Origin of the sequence: Asticcacaulis sp. (assembly GCA_024707255.1) — a bacterium.
Classification (GTDB): domain Bacteria; phylum Pseudomonadota; class Alphaproteobacteria; order Caulobacterales; family Caulobacteraceae; genus Asticcacaulis.
Genome location: JANQAC010000001.1, coordinates 2,024,548 through 2,039,298, shown reverse-complemented (window position 1 = coordinate 2,039,298; position 14,751 = coordinate 2,024,548). Strand labels below are relative to the sequence as shown.

General features: G+C 60.7%; 10 protein-coding genes and 1 pseudogene. 6 read left to right on the top strand and 5 right to left on the bottom strand.

Going from position 1 to position 14,751, the window contains the following annotated elements; all coding sequences use genetic code 11:
• Position 1: 1 nt before the first annotated feature.
• Together NVV72_10065 and NVV72_10060 are read right to left on the bottom strand one after the other, a co-directional pair.
• Complete coding sequence (locus tag NVV72_10065) at positions 2 to 1,339, bottom strand: STY4851/ECs_5259 family protein (protein MCR6659660.1); 1,338 nt, start codon at positions 1,337 to 1,339, stop codon at positions 2 to 4.
• Between the two features lie 142 nt (positions 1,340 to 1,481).
• Positions 1,482 to 3,380: pseudogene (locus NVV72_10060) on the bottom strand (STY4851/ECs_5259 family protein).
• Between the two features lie 203 nt (positions 3,381 to 3,583).
• Here NVV72_10060 and NVV72_10055 point away from each other — a divergent pair.
• From NVV72_10055 to NVV72_10030, 6 genes are read left to right on the top strand one after another with little or no spacing between them, the layout of a single operon-like run.
• Complete coding sequence (locus NVV72_10055; protein MCR6659659.1) at positions 3,584 to 4,414, top strand: WYL domain-containing protein; 831 nt, start codon at positions 3,584 to 3,586, stop codon at positions 4,412 to 4,414.
• 31 nt (positions 4,415 to 4,445) lie between these two features.
• Positions 4,446 to 5,978, top strand: a complete 1,533-nt coding sequence (locus tag NVV72_10050; protein MCR6659658.1) for a type I restriction-modification system subunit M — start codon at positions 4,446 to 4,448, stop codon at positions 5,976 to 5,978.
• Entirely contained in the window at positions 5,975 to 6,988 is a 1,014-nt protein-coding gene (locus NVV72_10045) for a restriction endonuclease subunit S (protein MCR6659657.1), read from the top strand. Before NVV72_10050 ends, NVV72_10045 begins: the two co-directional genes overlap by 4 nt.
• A 59-nt stretch (positions 6,989 to 7,047) precedes the next feature.
• The gene (locus tag NVV72_10040) at positions 7,048 to 7,668 is read left to right on the top strand and encodes a hypothetical protein (protein MCR6659656.1); all 621 of its coding nucleotides are present in this window, start codon (positions 7,048 to 7,050) and stop codon (positions 7,666 to 7,668) included.
• Complete coding sequence (locus NVV72_10035) at positions 7,669 to 8,301, top strand: DUF4145 domain-containing protein (protein ID MCR6659655.1); 633 nt, start codon at positions 7,669 to 7,671, stop codon at positions 8,299 to 8,301. It abuts the gene before it with no gap.
• Entirely contained in the window at positions 8,207 to 10,999 is a 2,793-nt protein-coding gene (locus NVV72_10030) for a DEAD/DEAH box helicase family protein (protein MCR6659654.1), read from the top strand. The genes NVV72_10035 and NVV72_10030 overlap by 95 nt, the downstream gene beginning before the upstream one ends.
• Positions 11,000 to 11,067: 68 nt before the next feature.
• On the opposite strand, the gene NVV72_10025 is transcribed toward NVV72_10030, so the two are convergent.
• The 3 genes from NVV72_10025 to NVV72_10015 all read right to left on the bottom strand — a co-directional run bounded on the left by NVV72_10025 (position 11,068) and on the right by NVV72_10015 (position 14,673).
• Positions 11,068 to 11,754: an anaerobic ribonucleoside-triphosphate reductase activating protein gene (locus NVV72_10025; protein ID MCR6659653.1), complete on the bottom strand. Its 687-nt coding sequence runs from the start codon at positions 11,752 to 11,754 to the stop codon at positions 11,068 to 11,070.
• Between the two features lie 4 nt (positions 11,755 to 11,758).
• Entirely contained in the window at positions 11,759 to 13,750 is a 1,992-nt protein-coding gene (locus NVV72_10020; GenBank protein ID MCR6659652.1) for a ribonucleoside triphosphate reductase, read from the bottom strand.
• Positions 13,751 to 13,968: 218 nt separating this feature from the next.
• Positions 13,969 to 14,673 carry an alternative oxidase gene (locus NVV72_10015; GenBank protein MCR6659651.1) on the bottom strand — a complete coding sequence of 235 codons (705 nt, stop codon included), beginning with the start codon at positions 14,671 to 14,673 and terminating at the stop codon, positions 13,969 to 13,971.
• Between the last annotated feature and the right edge of the window lie 78 nt (positions 14,674 to 14,751).

Here is a 14,751-nt window from a genome sequence, read left to right as displayed (position 1 = left end):
ATTACCTGTAAAGATTGAAAAAGGCCGCATAGGCCTGCGAAACATAGTCCGGCGCATCGCGTAGAACGCGCCGCAGCAAAAGCGCCTGAGCTGGGGTTATGCGCAATTTCCCCAGAGCACTGGCGGCCAGGACACCGGGGGCACAGAGCCCGCCCCAGTCTTCCAGGCTGAAACGCTCAAGATTTTTCGGTATGCCGAGCCCCGCCTCCGCCAATGCTTTTGGCAAGGCCGTCAGACGCAGTTCAGCCGGGTCGGGATGCTCACTGAATCGTGCGATATAGCCGCTGGCCAATGTCCTGATATCCAGCGGCGCCGGCACTGGAGTGAAGGGTATGCTGATACGGCTCAGTATAGCGGACAGGGCCGGATCACATGCAACAACCCGATCCGCCGCGCCCCGCATCTGGTCTTTGACAAGGGTCAGCCGCATCGCCGGTTCGACTGCAGAAAGATCATCCAGCCACCGGCCGGCCTCGGCATGAAAGGCGGATCGCCAGGCTTCCACCGGCAAGGCCAGCCACAGAAACGGCAATTCGTTCTGCAGCCTCCATACCGCCTCGGCGCCGACTGAATCCCGTGAATGAACAAGCACTCTCGTGAGCGCTTCCGGCACCTGCCCCAGCAGTTTCAGGGCATCAAAAGCCGTAGCCGGCACGCCTTTCAGCGCGGCGATATGAACATTAAAATACTCCAGATCGGCAAAATCAGCCGCCGGGGACGCAAAGCCCCGCATCACCGCACGCAGAGCCTCTTGCCGCCGGTCAAACTGGCTTTCAGTCAGCGCAGTACGCAAATGGCCAGCGGCAGGCGGCAGGTCTCCCGCTGCGCTTACGGCCAACGGACGTGACAGAATATCCGGCCCGTCGCGCAGATAGACGAGCGTTGGCCCGACGCAGGCGTCTGGCAGGATAAAACCGCCTTCAACCGCCGTCAGGGCATATTCATGCCTGGGCTGGCAAACCATACGGGCGACGGGTATGCCCGCGGCCGGCAAAACGAGGGGCTTTACCGCCTCTGGCCGCGGGTATCGATAGCGCTGCACCACCACCGGCGGTCGCGTGTCCCCGACGAATATAAGCCTGACCTGCGCGTCCTGATCGGCCGCGGCCACCAGCATTTCTTCAATGACGCCCCTGAGACTGCCAAGCGGGTATTCGTCACTGAAGTTGAGATTGAATGCCTCGCCCCTTCCCATGTTGGTCGTCGTTATCTGAAGGCGCGCCTTTCCCTGCGACACGAGCCGGGCGCCGCGCAGCTTTGCCAGGTCCAGCATCGCACCAGGCGGCACAGCGCGCCCATCCCCTCCGATGATCATCGCCTCGCGGGCCTTGACCGGCATTATGATCGGAATGGCCGGCCCCTGCGTGGGCCGAAGCTTCATCCGTACGCGAAAAAAACGGCCGCTCATGAAAACGCAGGCGTGACTGCGCCGGTGTCAAAGGCTCCAGGTCAAGGCCCGGCTCATCGACGATCAACGACCAGCCCGGCAACCCGTCGAATACCACCAGGGCGTCAGTTTGAGTCTGCAGGGCCGCCCCCATCTTCGCATCCGGCAGCAGGAGGCAGACGCACTGCTTTTCTATCTGGATACCCGCCTGCGGATCGCGCCAGGATATCTCAACCAGACCTTCGCACCTCAGATCGTGGGCCAGCGGCTGCCATCGCTCACCCGGCCGGCGCCAGAAGATTTCACCTGATTTCGCCGCCCGTTCGCGCCCGTGCGTTTCAATCCTCACTTTCAGAGGCGAATGGGCAAAGGCGATCCGGCTGTCCGCTGCTTCGATATACGGGCTGATCGCCGGAATGATCAGGCGCTCTTCGCGCGCCGCACTGTCCGGCTCTATCCGGAACCGCGTGTCATCATCTTCCGGCGTAACATAGGCGACGGCGTCCAGCCTGTACAATTTTCCTGGCCGGCGAAGCGGGAACGCCGCGATGGGTGTCACCCCGGCGCCTTCCACCTGCCATTCGTCCGGTGCCCAGACATATAGCGTCTTCGCCGCTGAACTGTAGGAGCCGCGCGCCTTGAGAACCAGTGTGTCCGGCGCCTCGCCGCTCCCTTCCCCGGCTTCGAAGACGCACAGATCCGAATTCAGCGCTTCGCCGCCGGGCCACGTCCAGGCAGTGCTTGCACCGGTCTCCACCAGATTGACCGCCACGGCCTGGCTGAATTCAAACCCCGGCAGCGGATGCAGCAACTTCAGGCGCGGCCTGATGCGCCAGGTGGCCTGCTCGCCGTCCGGCGGGTAGGCCACGGCGAAATCGCCCGGCAGCAGGTCCGCCAACCGCCCCGAAGGCACGATCTCCACACGCGCCACAGCGGATAACGGCGGGAACCTGTGTCTGGAAATCTCCCCGTCCGCCGCCAGGTGCAGGGCCTGACGCCAGGTCCCCTCCTTAAGCACCAGCAGCCGGCGCGCAGATACGCCCGCCGTATAGGGCGCCGTCAGTTTTTCACGCATCAGGCCGCTGAGCAGGCGGGTCAGGCCGCTGTCCTGCCCGGCCGGCACATGGATCGGCAGATCCCGCCGCCATTCCGGATGCAGGCCGTCCAGATAGACCACCGGATCGATCCCCCGCCGCGCTTCTTCGACCTGGCGCCGCCAATAGAGAAGCCGTTCGCACAGTTCGGCGCATTGCCGGATGAAATCCTCATGGCGGTAGCTCGGCGGCAGGCCCTCGCGGTTTTCCCAAGCCACGGCCGCCAGGTGCTCCGGCGTGGCATCCTGCAGGCCGCTGCGCATGACCAGCCGCAGATAACCGCCGAGGGAGGCGCTGCTGTCTTCCAGCACGACATTGGCCGGAATGCCGCCTTCCAGCGACAGGGTAATAATAAATTCCCGGCTGCCGTCCGAAGCGATCAGCAGGTCGCGCTTCCAGTATTGCAGCCCCTTTTCCGTAAGTCTGCGCTTGGCATTGTCGTCAATCACGCCCAGAACGCCGGGCGCGACATCATCCCAGCGCCGGAAGAGCGAGACGGCCTCCCGGCGGAACCACTCGGCGGCGAACAGCACGAACAGGCGCGCCGCGTGGTCTTCCTGCGCCTGCAGGCGCTTGCGGCCGTCGAAACTGGCCAGCACCTTCGCGGCGGCGGCATATTCCTCATCTGTGAGGCGATAACGGTGCAGGGCGCGGCCATCGGGCCGGCTCAGCGTCCGCGTCAGCAGGAACTGCCGCAGCCAGGTCTCCGCCGGCGTCGTGACGCCCCGCGTCAGCCGCCGGATGGCGCCGACCACCTCTATCTGCAGATCGAGCGCGGCCTCGCTGCGCCGGTGCGTTAATACCTGGTTGAGCGCCTTCAGCCGCGCCAGGTCATCGCCGAATTGGTCATATTTTACCCTTAGCTGGGCATCGGTCAGCGTCCTTAATTCATCGAACATTCTATCCTCCCCACCCCGGATAATCCCGAACCCTCTATACCCCAGGTTACAATATGCTTAAAATACCCAGATAACGCGACCCCTGATTGACATTTTCTGAAATACGTATAAAATTTATACCCGTCAAGTTAATATACGTATTTTTCGAGGAGCGCCGGATGGAACCGGGTCAGTCATTACGGCGCTGGGGCGCGGAACAAAGAATGGAGTTCATCGAATTCCGGCTGTTCTGGGAAGGCGGCATAAACCGCAGCGACCTGATCGATTTCTTCGGCGTTTCGGTGCCGCAGGCGTCGGGCGACCTCAGCGCCTACCGCGAGATGGCGGGCGATAACCTGGCCTATGACGCCAGCCGCAAGCGCTATGTCGCCACGGAAACCTTCGCGCCGAAACTCTACAGGCCCAATGCTGACCGTTACCTGGCGCAGATGAAAGGCCTCGCCGACGGCATACTGGAGGCCGGCGACACCTGGTTCCGCACCCTGCCCGAGGCCGCCGCCCTGCCGCTGCCGCATCGCCGGATCGATCCGTTCGCGCTGCGGCGTTTGCTGGCGGCGATGCGCGCCGGTCAGTCGATCGAAATCTTTTATCACTCCATGAACCCGGCCGAAGCGGAGCCGGTGTGGCGGCGGATCACGCCCCACGCCTTCGGCCATGACGGCCTGCGCTGGCACGTCCGGGCGCTGTGCCACCGCGATGGCCGCTACAAGGATTTCATCCTGTCGCGCTGCCGCGACCTGCGCGCCGAGGGCGACGGTATGGGGACGCCGCGGGACGACACCCTGTGGCACACGGTTTTTACCGTCGAACTTATCCCCAACCCCGACCTGACGCCCGGCCAGCAGGCGACCATTGCGCTTGACTACGGCATGACGAACGGCAAGGTATGCGTCCCGGTTCGCCGCGCCCTGCTCTACTATTTCGAGAAACGGCTGAGGCTGGACGTGGCGCCGGGGCAGGACAGCCTGCGGGAACGGCCCGTCGTCGTCGCCAATGCGGCCGACTTCGCAAACGCCCTCCCCAAGGCCGGGTAAGCCTCATGTCAAGGATCGGGAAAGAACAGCGATGATTACCGGCGAGATCAAGACCCAGGTCGACCAGATATGGAATGCCTTCTGGTCGGGCGGGGTATCCAATCCCCTGTCGGTCATCGAGCAGATCACCTACCTGCTGTTTATCAAGCGGCTGGACGAACTGCAAAACGTCGAGGAAACCAAGGCGCAGATGCTGGGCATTCCGGTCGAGCGCCGCATCTTTCCCGAAGGCAATGACGATCAGGGCCGGCCCTATAAGGATTTGCGCTGGTCGGAGTTCCGCAATTTCGAGCCGCGCGACATGATGGACGTGGTGGCCGACCGCGTCTTCCCCTTCCTGCGCGACCTGGGCGCCGAAGGCTCCAGCTACGGCCAGCATATGAAGGATGCCCGCCTGGGCTTTTCCAATGCCGCCCTGCTCGATAAGGCCGTCCAGATGATCGACAAGATCGAGATGGGCAGCCGCGACACCAAGGGCGACCTCTACGAATACATGCTGGGCAAGATCGCCAGCGCCGGCACCAACGGCCAGTTCCGCACACCGCGCCATATCATCGACATGATGGTCGAACTGACGAAGCCGACGCCTTCCGATGTCATCTGCGATCCGGCGGCGGGCACCTGCGGCTTCCTGGTGGCGGCGGGCGAATATCTGCGCGATCACCATCAAGACCTGTTCCGCAACGAAAAGATGCGCGAACATTTCCATACGAAGATGTTCCACGGCTTCGATTTCGACCCGACCATGCTGCGTATCGGCGCCATGAACCTGACCCTGCACGGCGTCGAAAACCCCGATGTCAGCTACCGCGACAGCCTGGCCCAGGAACATGACGGCGACGCCGGAACCTATTCGCTGATCCTGGCCAATCCGCCCTTTGCCGGCTCGCTCGATTACGAGGTGACGGCCAAGGATCTGCAGGCCATCGTCAAGACGAAAAAGACCGAACTGCTGTTTCTCGCCCTGTTCCTGCGCCTGCTGCGCAAAGGCGGCCGCGCGGCGGTGATCGTGCCCGATGGCGTGCTGTTCGGTTCCTCCAAGGCACACCAGTCGATCCGCCGGATGCTGGTCGAAGACCACAAGCTCGACGCCGTGGTCAAGCTGCCTTCGGGCGTCTTCCGGCCCTATGCCGGGGTCTCGACCGCCATCCTGCTGTTCACCAAAACCGGGGTCGGTGGCACGGATCAGGTGTGGTTCTACGATGTGCAGGCGGATGGCCTGTCGCTCGATGACAAGCGCAGCCCGCTTCTGCCGGAAGAGAAGCAGGGGCCGAAAGCGGCCCTGACCGCTGACGAGCACGCCAAAAACAACCTGCCCGATGTGGTGGCGCGCTGGCTTGAAAAGGACGGGACGGAGCGCGACCGTCCGCGCACGGCGCAAAGCTTCTGCGTATCCAGGGAAGAGATCGCCGCCGCCGGTTATGACCTGTCGCTCAACCGCTACAAGCAGGTCGAGCATGAAGAGCAGGTGCATGAAACGCCCCAGGCCATTATCGCCGAACTGAAAACCCTGGAAGCCGAGATCAGCGAGGGACTGGCCAAGCTTGAGGCGATGCTGGGATGAGTGTGGCGCTCCTTTCTGAAATCGCAGAGCAGCTTCGTGGCGTTTCCTATGGAAAATCAGATGTAACTGATCATCCCGCAGACGGCTATATTCCGGTATTGCGAGCGAACAATATAACTGATGTCGGGCTTGCGTTAGATGATTTGGTGTATGTCCGATCCAACAAAGTCGCCAGTAAACAAAAAATCAAATCAGGTGACATCGTTATTGCAGCCTCAAGCGGCAGTATCTCGGTTGTCGGCAAAGCTGCTCAAGCTGAATTTGATCTCGATGCAGGGTTTGGAGCTTTTTGTAAAGTAGTCCGTCCGTCTGAAAAAGTGAATGCCCGTTATCTTGGTCATTTTTTCAAAACGTCCGAGTACCGTCAGAAAATGTCAACATTGGCTGCGGGCGCGAATATTAACAATCTCAAGAACGAACATATTGATGATCTTTTAATTCCCTTGCCGCCGCTGGATGAGCAGAAGCGGATTGCGGCGATCCTCGATCAGGCCGACGCCCTGCGCCGTCTACGCCAGCGCAGCCTCGACCGCCTCAACACCCTCAGCCAGGCCATTTTCTATGAAATGTTCGGCGATCCGGCGACAAATCCGCTTAGCTTCCCTACTCGCAAAGCCTCAGAAATGGCTAAGCGTATCACAGTCGGAATTGTAGTCAGACCTGCATCATACTACGTCGACACCGGCGTTCCGGTAATTCGCGGCACGAACATCAAGTCGAGCGGCATCGATTTATCTGATGTGGTCTACTTTTCAGAACAAGATAATGCAACTCGTTTGGCTAAAACGCGCGTTTGGGCTGGAGATTTGGTGATTGTGCGTACCGGTCGCCCCGGATTAGCGGCAGTCGTCCCTCCACATCTGGACGGCACCAATACTGTAGATGTTCTAATCTTGAGTCCCGATAGAAATTATATTTTTCCTCGCTTTTTTAGGGATTTAATAAATTCCGAAGGAGGAAAAAAAGTTAGTGTTGGCCGAAAGTCGCGGCCAAATTCAACAACATTTTAATGTTGGCTCCTTATCTGATGCAGAATTTTACTTGCCGCCGTTAACGCTTCAGGAACAATATGAGCAAAGAGTTTCAGTTATTGAAAAGCATATTTTCTTGGCTGAGAAGAACTTGGCTCAACATTCAGCTTTGTTTGCCTCACTTCAACATCGTGCGTTCCGGGGGAATTATAGTGACAACCTATTCCGTTTCCTTTCCAGGTAGTATTCTTGAGCGCGGCTTTTGGCTGTATGTCTGGCGTGTCCAGACAGCCAATGGCGAAGAACTGCTATATGTCGGGCGTACCGGCGACAATTCAAGTCCACATGCTACCGCACCATATACGCGCATGGGGCAGCATCTGAATTTTATGGAAAACCAGAACGCGCTTCGTCGGCAACTTGCCAACAGAGGGATCGTTGCCGAACACTGCCTGAACTTCGAGCTGATATCCCACGGTCCAATCTACCCAGAAATTGAAAGAAACGAAGGCGATATTCCTGCGGTTCTGATGGCGCGTCATACGCCCGTTCGAAATCTTGTTGGCGCTATGGAAAAAGCATTGGCGGATGGGCTTAGAGATGCAGGCTACGATGTCATGAATACCGTTTCATGGAAACATGGATATGACCCAGATGTCTGGGCAATGGTACGCAGTGCTTTCACTGCGCATTTCCCCAAACTTGCAGGGCAAAAATAGATGTCGCAATTCGCCTTCCTTGCGCCTGAATTCGCCGCGGTCCATGACCATGCGCGCAAGGCCGAGGCGGCGGCGCTGAGCGATCCGCGCGCCGCCTGCTTCTACGGGCGGCTGGCGCTGGAAACCGCCATCAAGTGGCTCTATGCCCACGACCGGACGCTGAAAAAACCCTATGAAGAAACGCTGGCGGCGCTGATCCACGAACCGAGCTTCCGCGCCCTGGCCGGCGACGGGCTGGTCACCAAGGCCAAGCTGATCAAGGACCTGGGCAATCGCGCCGTGCATGATACGCGGCCGGTGAGCGGCCAGAGCGCCGTCACCGTCATGCGCGAGCTATTCCATGTCAGCTACTGGCTGGTCCATACCTATGCCAAAGGCGAAAAGCCCGCGGCCGCCCTGACCTTTTCCGCCGATGCCCTGCCGCGCACCGCGCAGGTTGATCCGCTGAAACTGGGCCAGCTCCAGGAAGCGGCGCGGCGCTATATGGAGCAGGTCGAGGCGCGGCAAAAGGCCGAGGCGGAGGCCCTGAAATCAGAGGATGCGCGCGCCGAACTGGAAGCCGAGATCAGGCGACTGCAGGCCGAGGTGGCCGCCACCAAGGCCGCCAACCAGTGCCCGGCCCGATGCGCATGACTATAACGAAGCCCAGACGCGCGACGCCTATATCGACCTGTTGCTGAGCGAGGCCGGGTGGCCGCTGGCCGAGGGGCGCGACCGGGAATATCCGGTCAAAGGGATGCCCAGCGCCTCCGGCAATGGCTTTGCCGATTATGTTTTGTGGGGCGATGATCACAAACCGCTGGCGGTGATAGAGGCCAAGTGCACCCGCAAAGACCCGCGCGCCGGCCAGCAGCAGGCAAAGCTCTATGCCGACGCGCTGGAAGCCGAATTCGGCGTGCGGCCGGTGATCTTCTACACCAATGGCTACGACACCTGGCTGTGGGACGACCTCAACCATCCGCCGCGCCGTGTGCAAGGCTTCCTGAAAAAGGACGAGCTGGCGCTGATGCACCAGCGCCGCACCAGCCGCAAGCCCCTGGCCACGGTGGCGATAGATGGCGCCATCGCCGGACGCTATTACCAGACGCGCGCCATCCAGCGCGTGGGCGAGGCGTTCGAGCGCGACCACCAGCGCAAGGCCCTGCTGGTCATGGCCACGGGCACGGGCAAGACGCGCACGGTCATTGCCCTGGTCGATCAGTTGATGCGCGCCAACCGGGTCAAGCGGGCGCTTTTCCTCGCCGATCGCGTGGCGCTGGTCAATCAGGCGGTGGGCGCCTTCAAGACGCACCTGCCGCATACCTCGCCGGTCAACCTGATCACCGACAAGCAGGCCGAGGGGCGGATCTATTTTTCGACCTATCCCACCATGATGGGCCTGATCGACGAGATGCAGAACGGCATCCGGCGCTTTGGGCCGGGGCATTTCGACCTGATCGTCATCGATGAGGCGCACCGCTCGGTCTATCAGAAATACCGCGCCATTTTCGACTATTTCGACGGGCTGCTGGTGGGGCTGACGGCGACGCCGCGCGATGAGATCGACCGCGACACCTATTCGCTTTTCCAGCTTCAAAGCGGCGTGCCAACCGATGCCTACGACCTGGACCAGGCGGTCAGCGACGGGTTCCTGGTGCCGCCGAAGGCCATTTCGGTGCCGCTGCGCTTCCAGCGTCACGGCATCCGCTATGACGACCTTTCCGAGGCCGAAAAAGAACAGTGGGATCTGCTGGAATGGGACGAGGACGGCACTATTCCCACCGATGTCAACGCGTCCGATATCAATAAGTGGCTGTTCAATACCGATACGGTCGACAAGGTGCTGGCGCACCTGATGAGCCACGGCCTGAAGGTCGAGGGCGGCGACCGGCTGGGCAAGACCATCATCTTCGCCAAGAACAGCGCCCACGCCGCCTTTATCGTCGAGCGCTTCGATGCCAACTATCCGCACCTGAAGGGCGAATTCGCCCGGCTGATCGACTATTCGGTCTCCTACGCGCAGAGCCTGATCGACGACTTTTCCAATCCGGCCAGGGCGCCGCATATCGCCGTGTCGGTCGATATGCTGGATACCGGGATCGATGTGCCGGAGGTGGTCAATCTCGTCTTCTTCAAGATCGTGCGCTCGAAGACCAAGTTCTGGCAGATGATCGGCCGGGGCACGCGCCTGCGCCCGGACCTCTTCGGTCCCGGTCAGGACAAGGCGCAGTTCCTGATCTTCGATTTCTGCCAGAATTTCGAGTTCTTCAACCAGAACCCGGAATATACCGAGGGCGGCGTCACCGCCTCGCTGGGACAGCGGCTTTTCACGGCGCGGGTGGACATGATCGGGCTTTTGGACCGCCTGCCGGATGGCGATGACAGCCTGAGGCAACTGCGCGCCGATACGCAGGCGCGCCTTCACGCCGAAGTGGCCGGCATGAACCGCGACAACTTCCTCGTCCGGCCGAAATGGCGGCATGTCGAGCGCTTCCAGGCGGTCGACGCCTGGGAGACAATCGACGAGGATGCGCGGCACATTCTGAGCGATGAGATCGCCGGCCTGCCCTCGGCCTTTGAGGATGACGACCTGGGCGCGAAACAGTTCGATTATCTGGTGCTGTCGGCGCAACTGGCCCTGCTGCGCCAGGAGGCGGCATTCGCCCGCTGCCGAGGAGCGATCCGGTCTCTGGCGGGCCAACTGGAAAGCCTGAGCAACATCCCCATGGTGCAGGCGGAACTGCGCCTGATCATGGAGGTGCAGACCGATGACTACTGGCGCGATGTCACGCCGGCCATGCTCGAACAGGTCCGGCGCCGGCTGCGCCTGCTGATCAAGCTGATCGAGGGCAAGGCGCGGGCCATCATCTACACCGATTTCGAGGACGAGATCGGCGAAGGCGAGGAGATCGCCCTGCCGGTCGAGGTCGGGACGGACAAGGAGCGTTTCCAGCGCAAGGTGCGCCACTTCCTGAAGGACCATGCCGACCATATCACCATCCAGAAACTGCGCCGCAACGAGCAACTGACCGCGCAGGATGTGACGGAACTGGAACGGATCCTGCTGGAGCAGGCGGCCGTATCCAGCGCCGATCTGCAACAGGTGAAGGCCGAGGGCGGCCTCGGCCTGTTCATCCGCTCGCTGGTGGGGCTGGACCGGGAGGCGGCGAAGCAGGCGTTCGCCACCTTCATCGCCAGCCGGGCGCTGAATGCCGACCAGATCGAATTTCTCGACCTGATCATCAATCACCTCACCGCGGAGGGCGTGATGGAGGCCCGCCGCCTCTATGAAAGCCCGTTCACCGATATGGACGACCAGGGGTCAGCGGGCTTTTCCAGAGCGCCGATGTGATAGCGCTCATCCACCTGCTGGAAGAGGTCAAGGCCAAGGCCGCCGCTTAGGCGATGACGCGGATAAGGTCAGAAATTGCGCAACTGAATATCAAGCCCCTGGCCGGTAAGTCCCGCCAGGTCGGGACGCCGGGATGGTGCGGACAGATTGCCGAGCGTCGGCCCCATCCGGAAATTCTGCAGGGCGAATGTCCCGCGAAAACCGATGTCCTCCAGAAGGCGGATCATCGCCTCGATATCGGCGCGATCGAGCAGGTCGGTGTGGATCGTGGTCCGCACTTCCTTATCCAACGGCGCCGCCGCCACAAGCCTGAGCGACTGTAGAAAATCGGCCCATTTGGTCATGCCGGTTATGGCCCCGAACTTCGTTTGCGGCGCCTTGAAATCCAGGGCGATAAAATCAACCAGACCCTCACCCAGAAGCCGCTGCAACATGGCGGGGCTGGTGCCGTTGGTGTCGATTTTGACCTTATACCCCATGTCTTTCAGATACCGCGCCAACTGCGGCAAGGCCGGGGACAGCGTACATTCCCCGCCTGACAGGACGACGCCTTCCAGCCGGTCCCGGCGCGAGGCCAGGAACCGCTGGATTTTCTCGGCCGGCAACCTGGCCAGCGTGCCCTTTACAAGTTCCGGATTATGGCAATAGCCGCACGCCATATTGCAGCCGGAAAACCACAGGATGCAGGCCGTATGCCCCGGATAGTCCTGGAAGGTGAAAGGCGTCAGGCCGGTGATGGGCAGTTTGCGCCACATGGCCTTAGCCGGCCGCCTCGCCGCGGAACAACGGCAGGTTTGACGCCCCTTCCCGGAAATGCAGCCGTTCCTTGTGCTCGCCCTTCTTGCCGAGATTGAAACTGGCGACCGGCCGGTGATAGCCCATCACCCGCGTCCAGACGAGCGTTTCCTTATGGCAGGTCGGGCAATGCGGCTGTTCGCCGGCGAGGTAGCCATGGGTTTCACAGACCGAAAAGACCGGCGTAATGGTGATATAGGGCAGCCGGTAATTCTCGATCACCTTGCGCACCAGGCGCTTGCACGCCTCGCCCGACGAAATGCGCTCGCTCATATAGAGGTGCAGCACCGTCCCGCCGGTATATCTGCATTGCAGGTCGTCCTGCAGATCGAGGGCTTCATACGGGTCTTCGGTAAATCCGACCGGCAACTGGCTGGAATTGGTGTAATAGATGTTGTCATCGAAACCGGCCTGGAGGATGCCGGGGTAATATTTTGCATCCTCCTTGGCGAAACGGTAGGTCGTGCCTTCCGCCGGCGTGGCCTCCAGATTGTAGAGATGGCCGGTTTCTTCCTGATAGACCTTCAGACGGCCCCGCATGACGTCGAGAATGTCCTGGCACAGGACGATGCCGCGCGGATCAGTGACGTCGTAGGTGTCGCCCGTGAAATTCCGCACCATCTCGGTCATGCCATTGACGCCGATCGTGCTGAAATGATTACGGAAATGCGGCAGGTAACGACGCGTATAGGGATAAAGGCCGCGGTTATACATCTCCTGCACGAAGACCCGCTTCTTCTCCAGCGAGGCCCGCGCCAGGTCCATCAGCCTGTCGATTTCGGCCAGCAGGCCGGGCATATCGCCTTTGAACCGGTATCCGAGACGCGCCATGTTCAGGGTCACCACCCCGATGGAGCCGGTCATCTCGGCTGAACCGAACAGGCCGTTGCCGCGCTTTTGCAGTTCGCGCAGGTCCAGTTGCAGCCGGCAGCACATGCTGCGCACGGCATGGGGCGCATAGGCGTCCGGATTGGGTTCGCGCTTGCCATCGGCATTCAGACGGTACTGGCTGCCGATGAAATTCTGGAAATAGGAACTGCCTATCTTGGCGGTATTTTCAAACAGGGCCGCGGCCACCGGGCTGTCCCAGTTGAAATCCTCCATGACATTTACGGTCGGGATCGGAAAGGTGAAGGGCTGGCCCTGCGCATCGCCTTCGGTCATCACCTCATAATAGGCGATGACGATCTGCTCCATTTCAGGCTGGAAATGGATATAGGTCATGTCTTCGAGCACCGCCGCGCCCCGGCGCCTGGCCTCGGCCAAAAGGTCCGGATCTTCGATGCCCTTGAACAGGTGGAGCGTGTCGGCTGTCGGGAAGTTGTCGCGCAGGTCCGGCGGCACAGTGATATCCAGGGTGATATTGGTGAAGGGACTTTGACCCCAGCGCGCCGGCACATTCAGATTGTAGACAAAGCTCCGGATGGCCTTCTTGATGTCATTGAACGACAGCCGATCCTTGAAGACATAGGGCGCCAGATAGGTATCGAACGAGCTGAAAGCCTGGGCGCCGGCCCATTCGGATTGCAGGATGCCGAGGAAGTTGGCCATCTGGCCCAGCGCTTCGCGGAAATGCCGAGGCGCCCGGCTGGCCACCTTGCCCGGCACGCCATTGAAGCCTTCATCAAGCAGGGCGCGCAGGCTCCAGCCGGCGCAATAACCGGTCAGGCAGTCCAGGTCGTGAATATGCAGGTCGGCGCGACGGTGGGCCTGGGCTTCTTCGGGGCCATAGACATGGTCCAGCCAGTAATTGGCGATGATCTTCCCCGCCGCATTATTGATCAGGCCGGCATTGCTGTAGGCGGTATTGGCATTGGCGTTCACCCGCCAGTCCTGCCGCAGGATATATTCCTCGACCGTCTGTTTGCAGTCGACGAGACCTTCGGGGATGCCCGACCCCGAGCGGGGGGAAAACAGGAAATCAAGGGGGCGCAGCGCGCTTTCGCCGTCAGCCATGGAAACCTCCAGAATCAAAATATGGACGCAATATTTGCAAAAACCACCATATATTGATGCAGAAGCCCGGCATTGATCCCTGTCAAACAGGGAAACGACATTCTCGGACACGAGCGCCAAAGCGCGCAGGCCAGGCGGGCAATTGTCCCGTTTCATCCGGCAAAAAAAGTGCCCGCCTGAAAGCGGGCACTGTCACGACATAGCGGATCGGGTCGGTTTCAGGCGGCTTCTTTGCGGGAGAGCCCTACGATTTCGAGATCGTGCTCCGGATAAGGGGCGATCACCTGGCCGGCGGGAGCTACGCCTTTCAGCTCGTTGGAGAAGCCATGATTGACGTCACGATGGTGGGCCTCGTCGGCACGCACCAGCAGCACAACGTCCCGCAGGGTGGCATTGGCCGGCATCTTCCAGTAGCGCAGGGCGATCGCCGGCGCCGGCACATTGGCGCTGCGCCCTTCATCGATCTCTGCCAGATAATGGGTATAGCTGATGACCGCTTCCTCCTCGAAATAGCCGACGACGCGGTGCGCGGTTTTCGCAGAGACGAGGTACAGAAGGAAGAAGGCGACGTAGAAGACCCATTGAACGGCGATGATGACAAAACGCTCGAACAGGGTCGGCCGGGCGATCTCCACGAAGGTCATCAGGTGCATCCGTTCGTTTTCGGCCTCCTCCATCAGGGTCCGGATCCAGCCATTGTCATCGGTCATGCGGCGCAGGCACTTCAGGTGATTGATCGTGGCGCCCACCATGCCGGGCACCGCCGCCACCGTTTCGAGCACCACGGCGCGATGGCCATAGCGCTTTGCGAAAAAGGTGTCGGCGCAAAAACGCAGCAGCTTGGTGAAGCCCAGGGCGAAGTGATCAGAAAAGCCACGGGGCTGATGGTGGACGGAAAGGTCGATGAAAGGTTCGTTCGTCATGTCAAACTCCTGAATAACATGACGTTTGTATAGAGGCTGCCGAACCGCCGCGCATTGACATTACAGATACGCGGCCGG

Coding starts and splice junctions, on each gene's coding strand:
- NVV72_10065 (MCR6659660.1), bottom strand. CDS start 1,339: ATGCCGGTCAAGGCCCGCGAGGCGATGATCATCGGAGGGGATGGGCGC.
- NVV72_10055 (MCR6659659.1), top strand. CDS start 3,584: ATGGAGTTCATCGAATTCCGGCTGTTCTGGGAAGGCGGCATAAACCGC.
- NVV72_10050 (MCR6659658.1), top strand. CDS start 4,446: ATGATTACCGGCGAGATCAAGACCCAGGTCGACCAGATATGGAATGCC.
- NVV72_10045 (MCR6659657.1), top strand. CDS start 5,975: ATGAGTGTGGCGCTCCTTTCTGAAATCGCAGAGCAGCTTCGTGGCGTT.
- NVV72_10040 (MCR6659656.1), top strand. CDS start 7,048: ATGAGCAAAGAGTTTCAGTTATTGAAAAGCATATTTTCTTGGCTGAGA.
- NVV72_10035 (MCR6659655.1), top strand. CDS start 7,669: ATGTCGCAATTCGCCTTCCTTGCGCCTGAATTCGCCGCGGTCCATGAC.
- NVV72_10030 (MCR6659654.1), top strand. CDS start 8,207: ATGCGCGCGCCGAACTGGAAGCCGAGATCAGGCGACTGCAGGCCGAGG.
- NVV72_10025 (MCR6659653.1), bottom strand. CDS start 11,754: ATGTGGCGCAAACTGCCCATCACCGGCCTGACGCCTTTCACCTTCCAG.
- NVV72_10020 (MCR6659652.1), bottom strand. CDS start 13,750: ATGGCTGACGGCGAAAGCGCGCTGCGCCCCCTTGATTTCCTGTTTTCC.
- NVV72_10015 (MCR6659651.1), bottom strand. CDS start 14,673: ATGACGAACGAACCTTTCATCGACCTTTCCGTCCACCATCAGCCCCGT.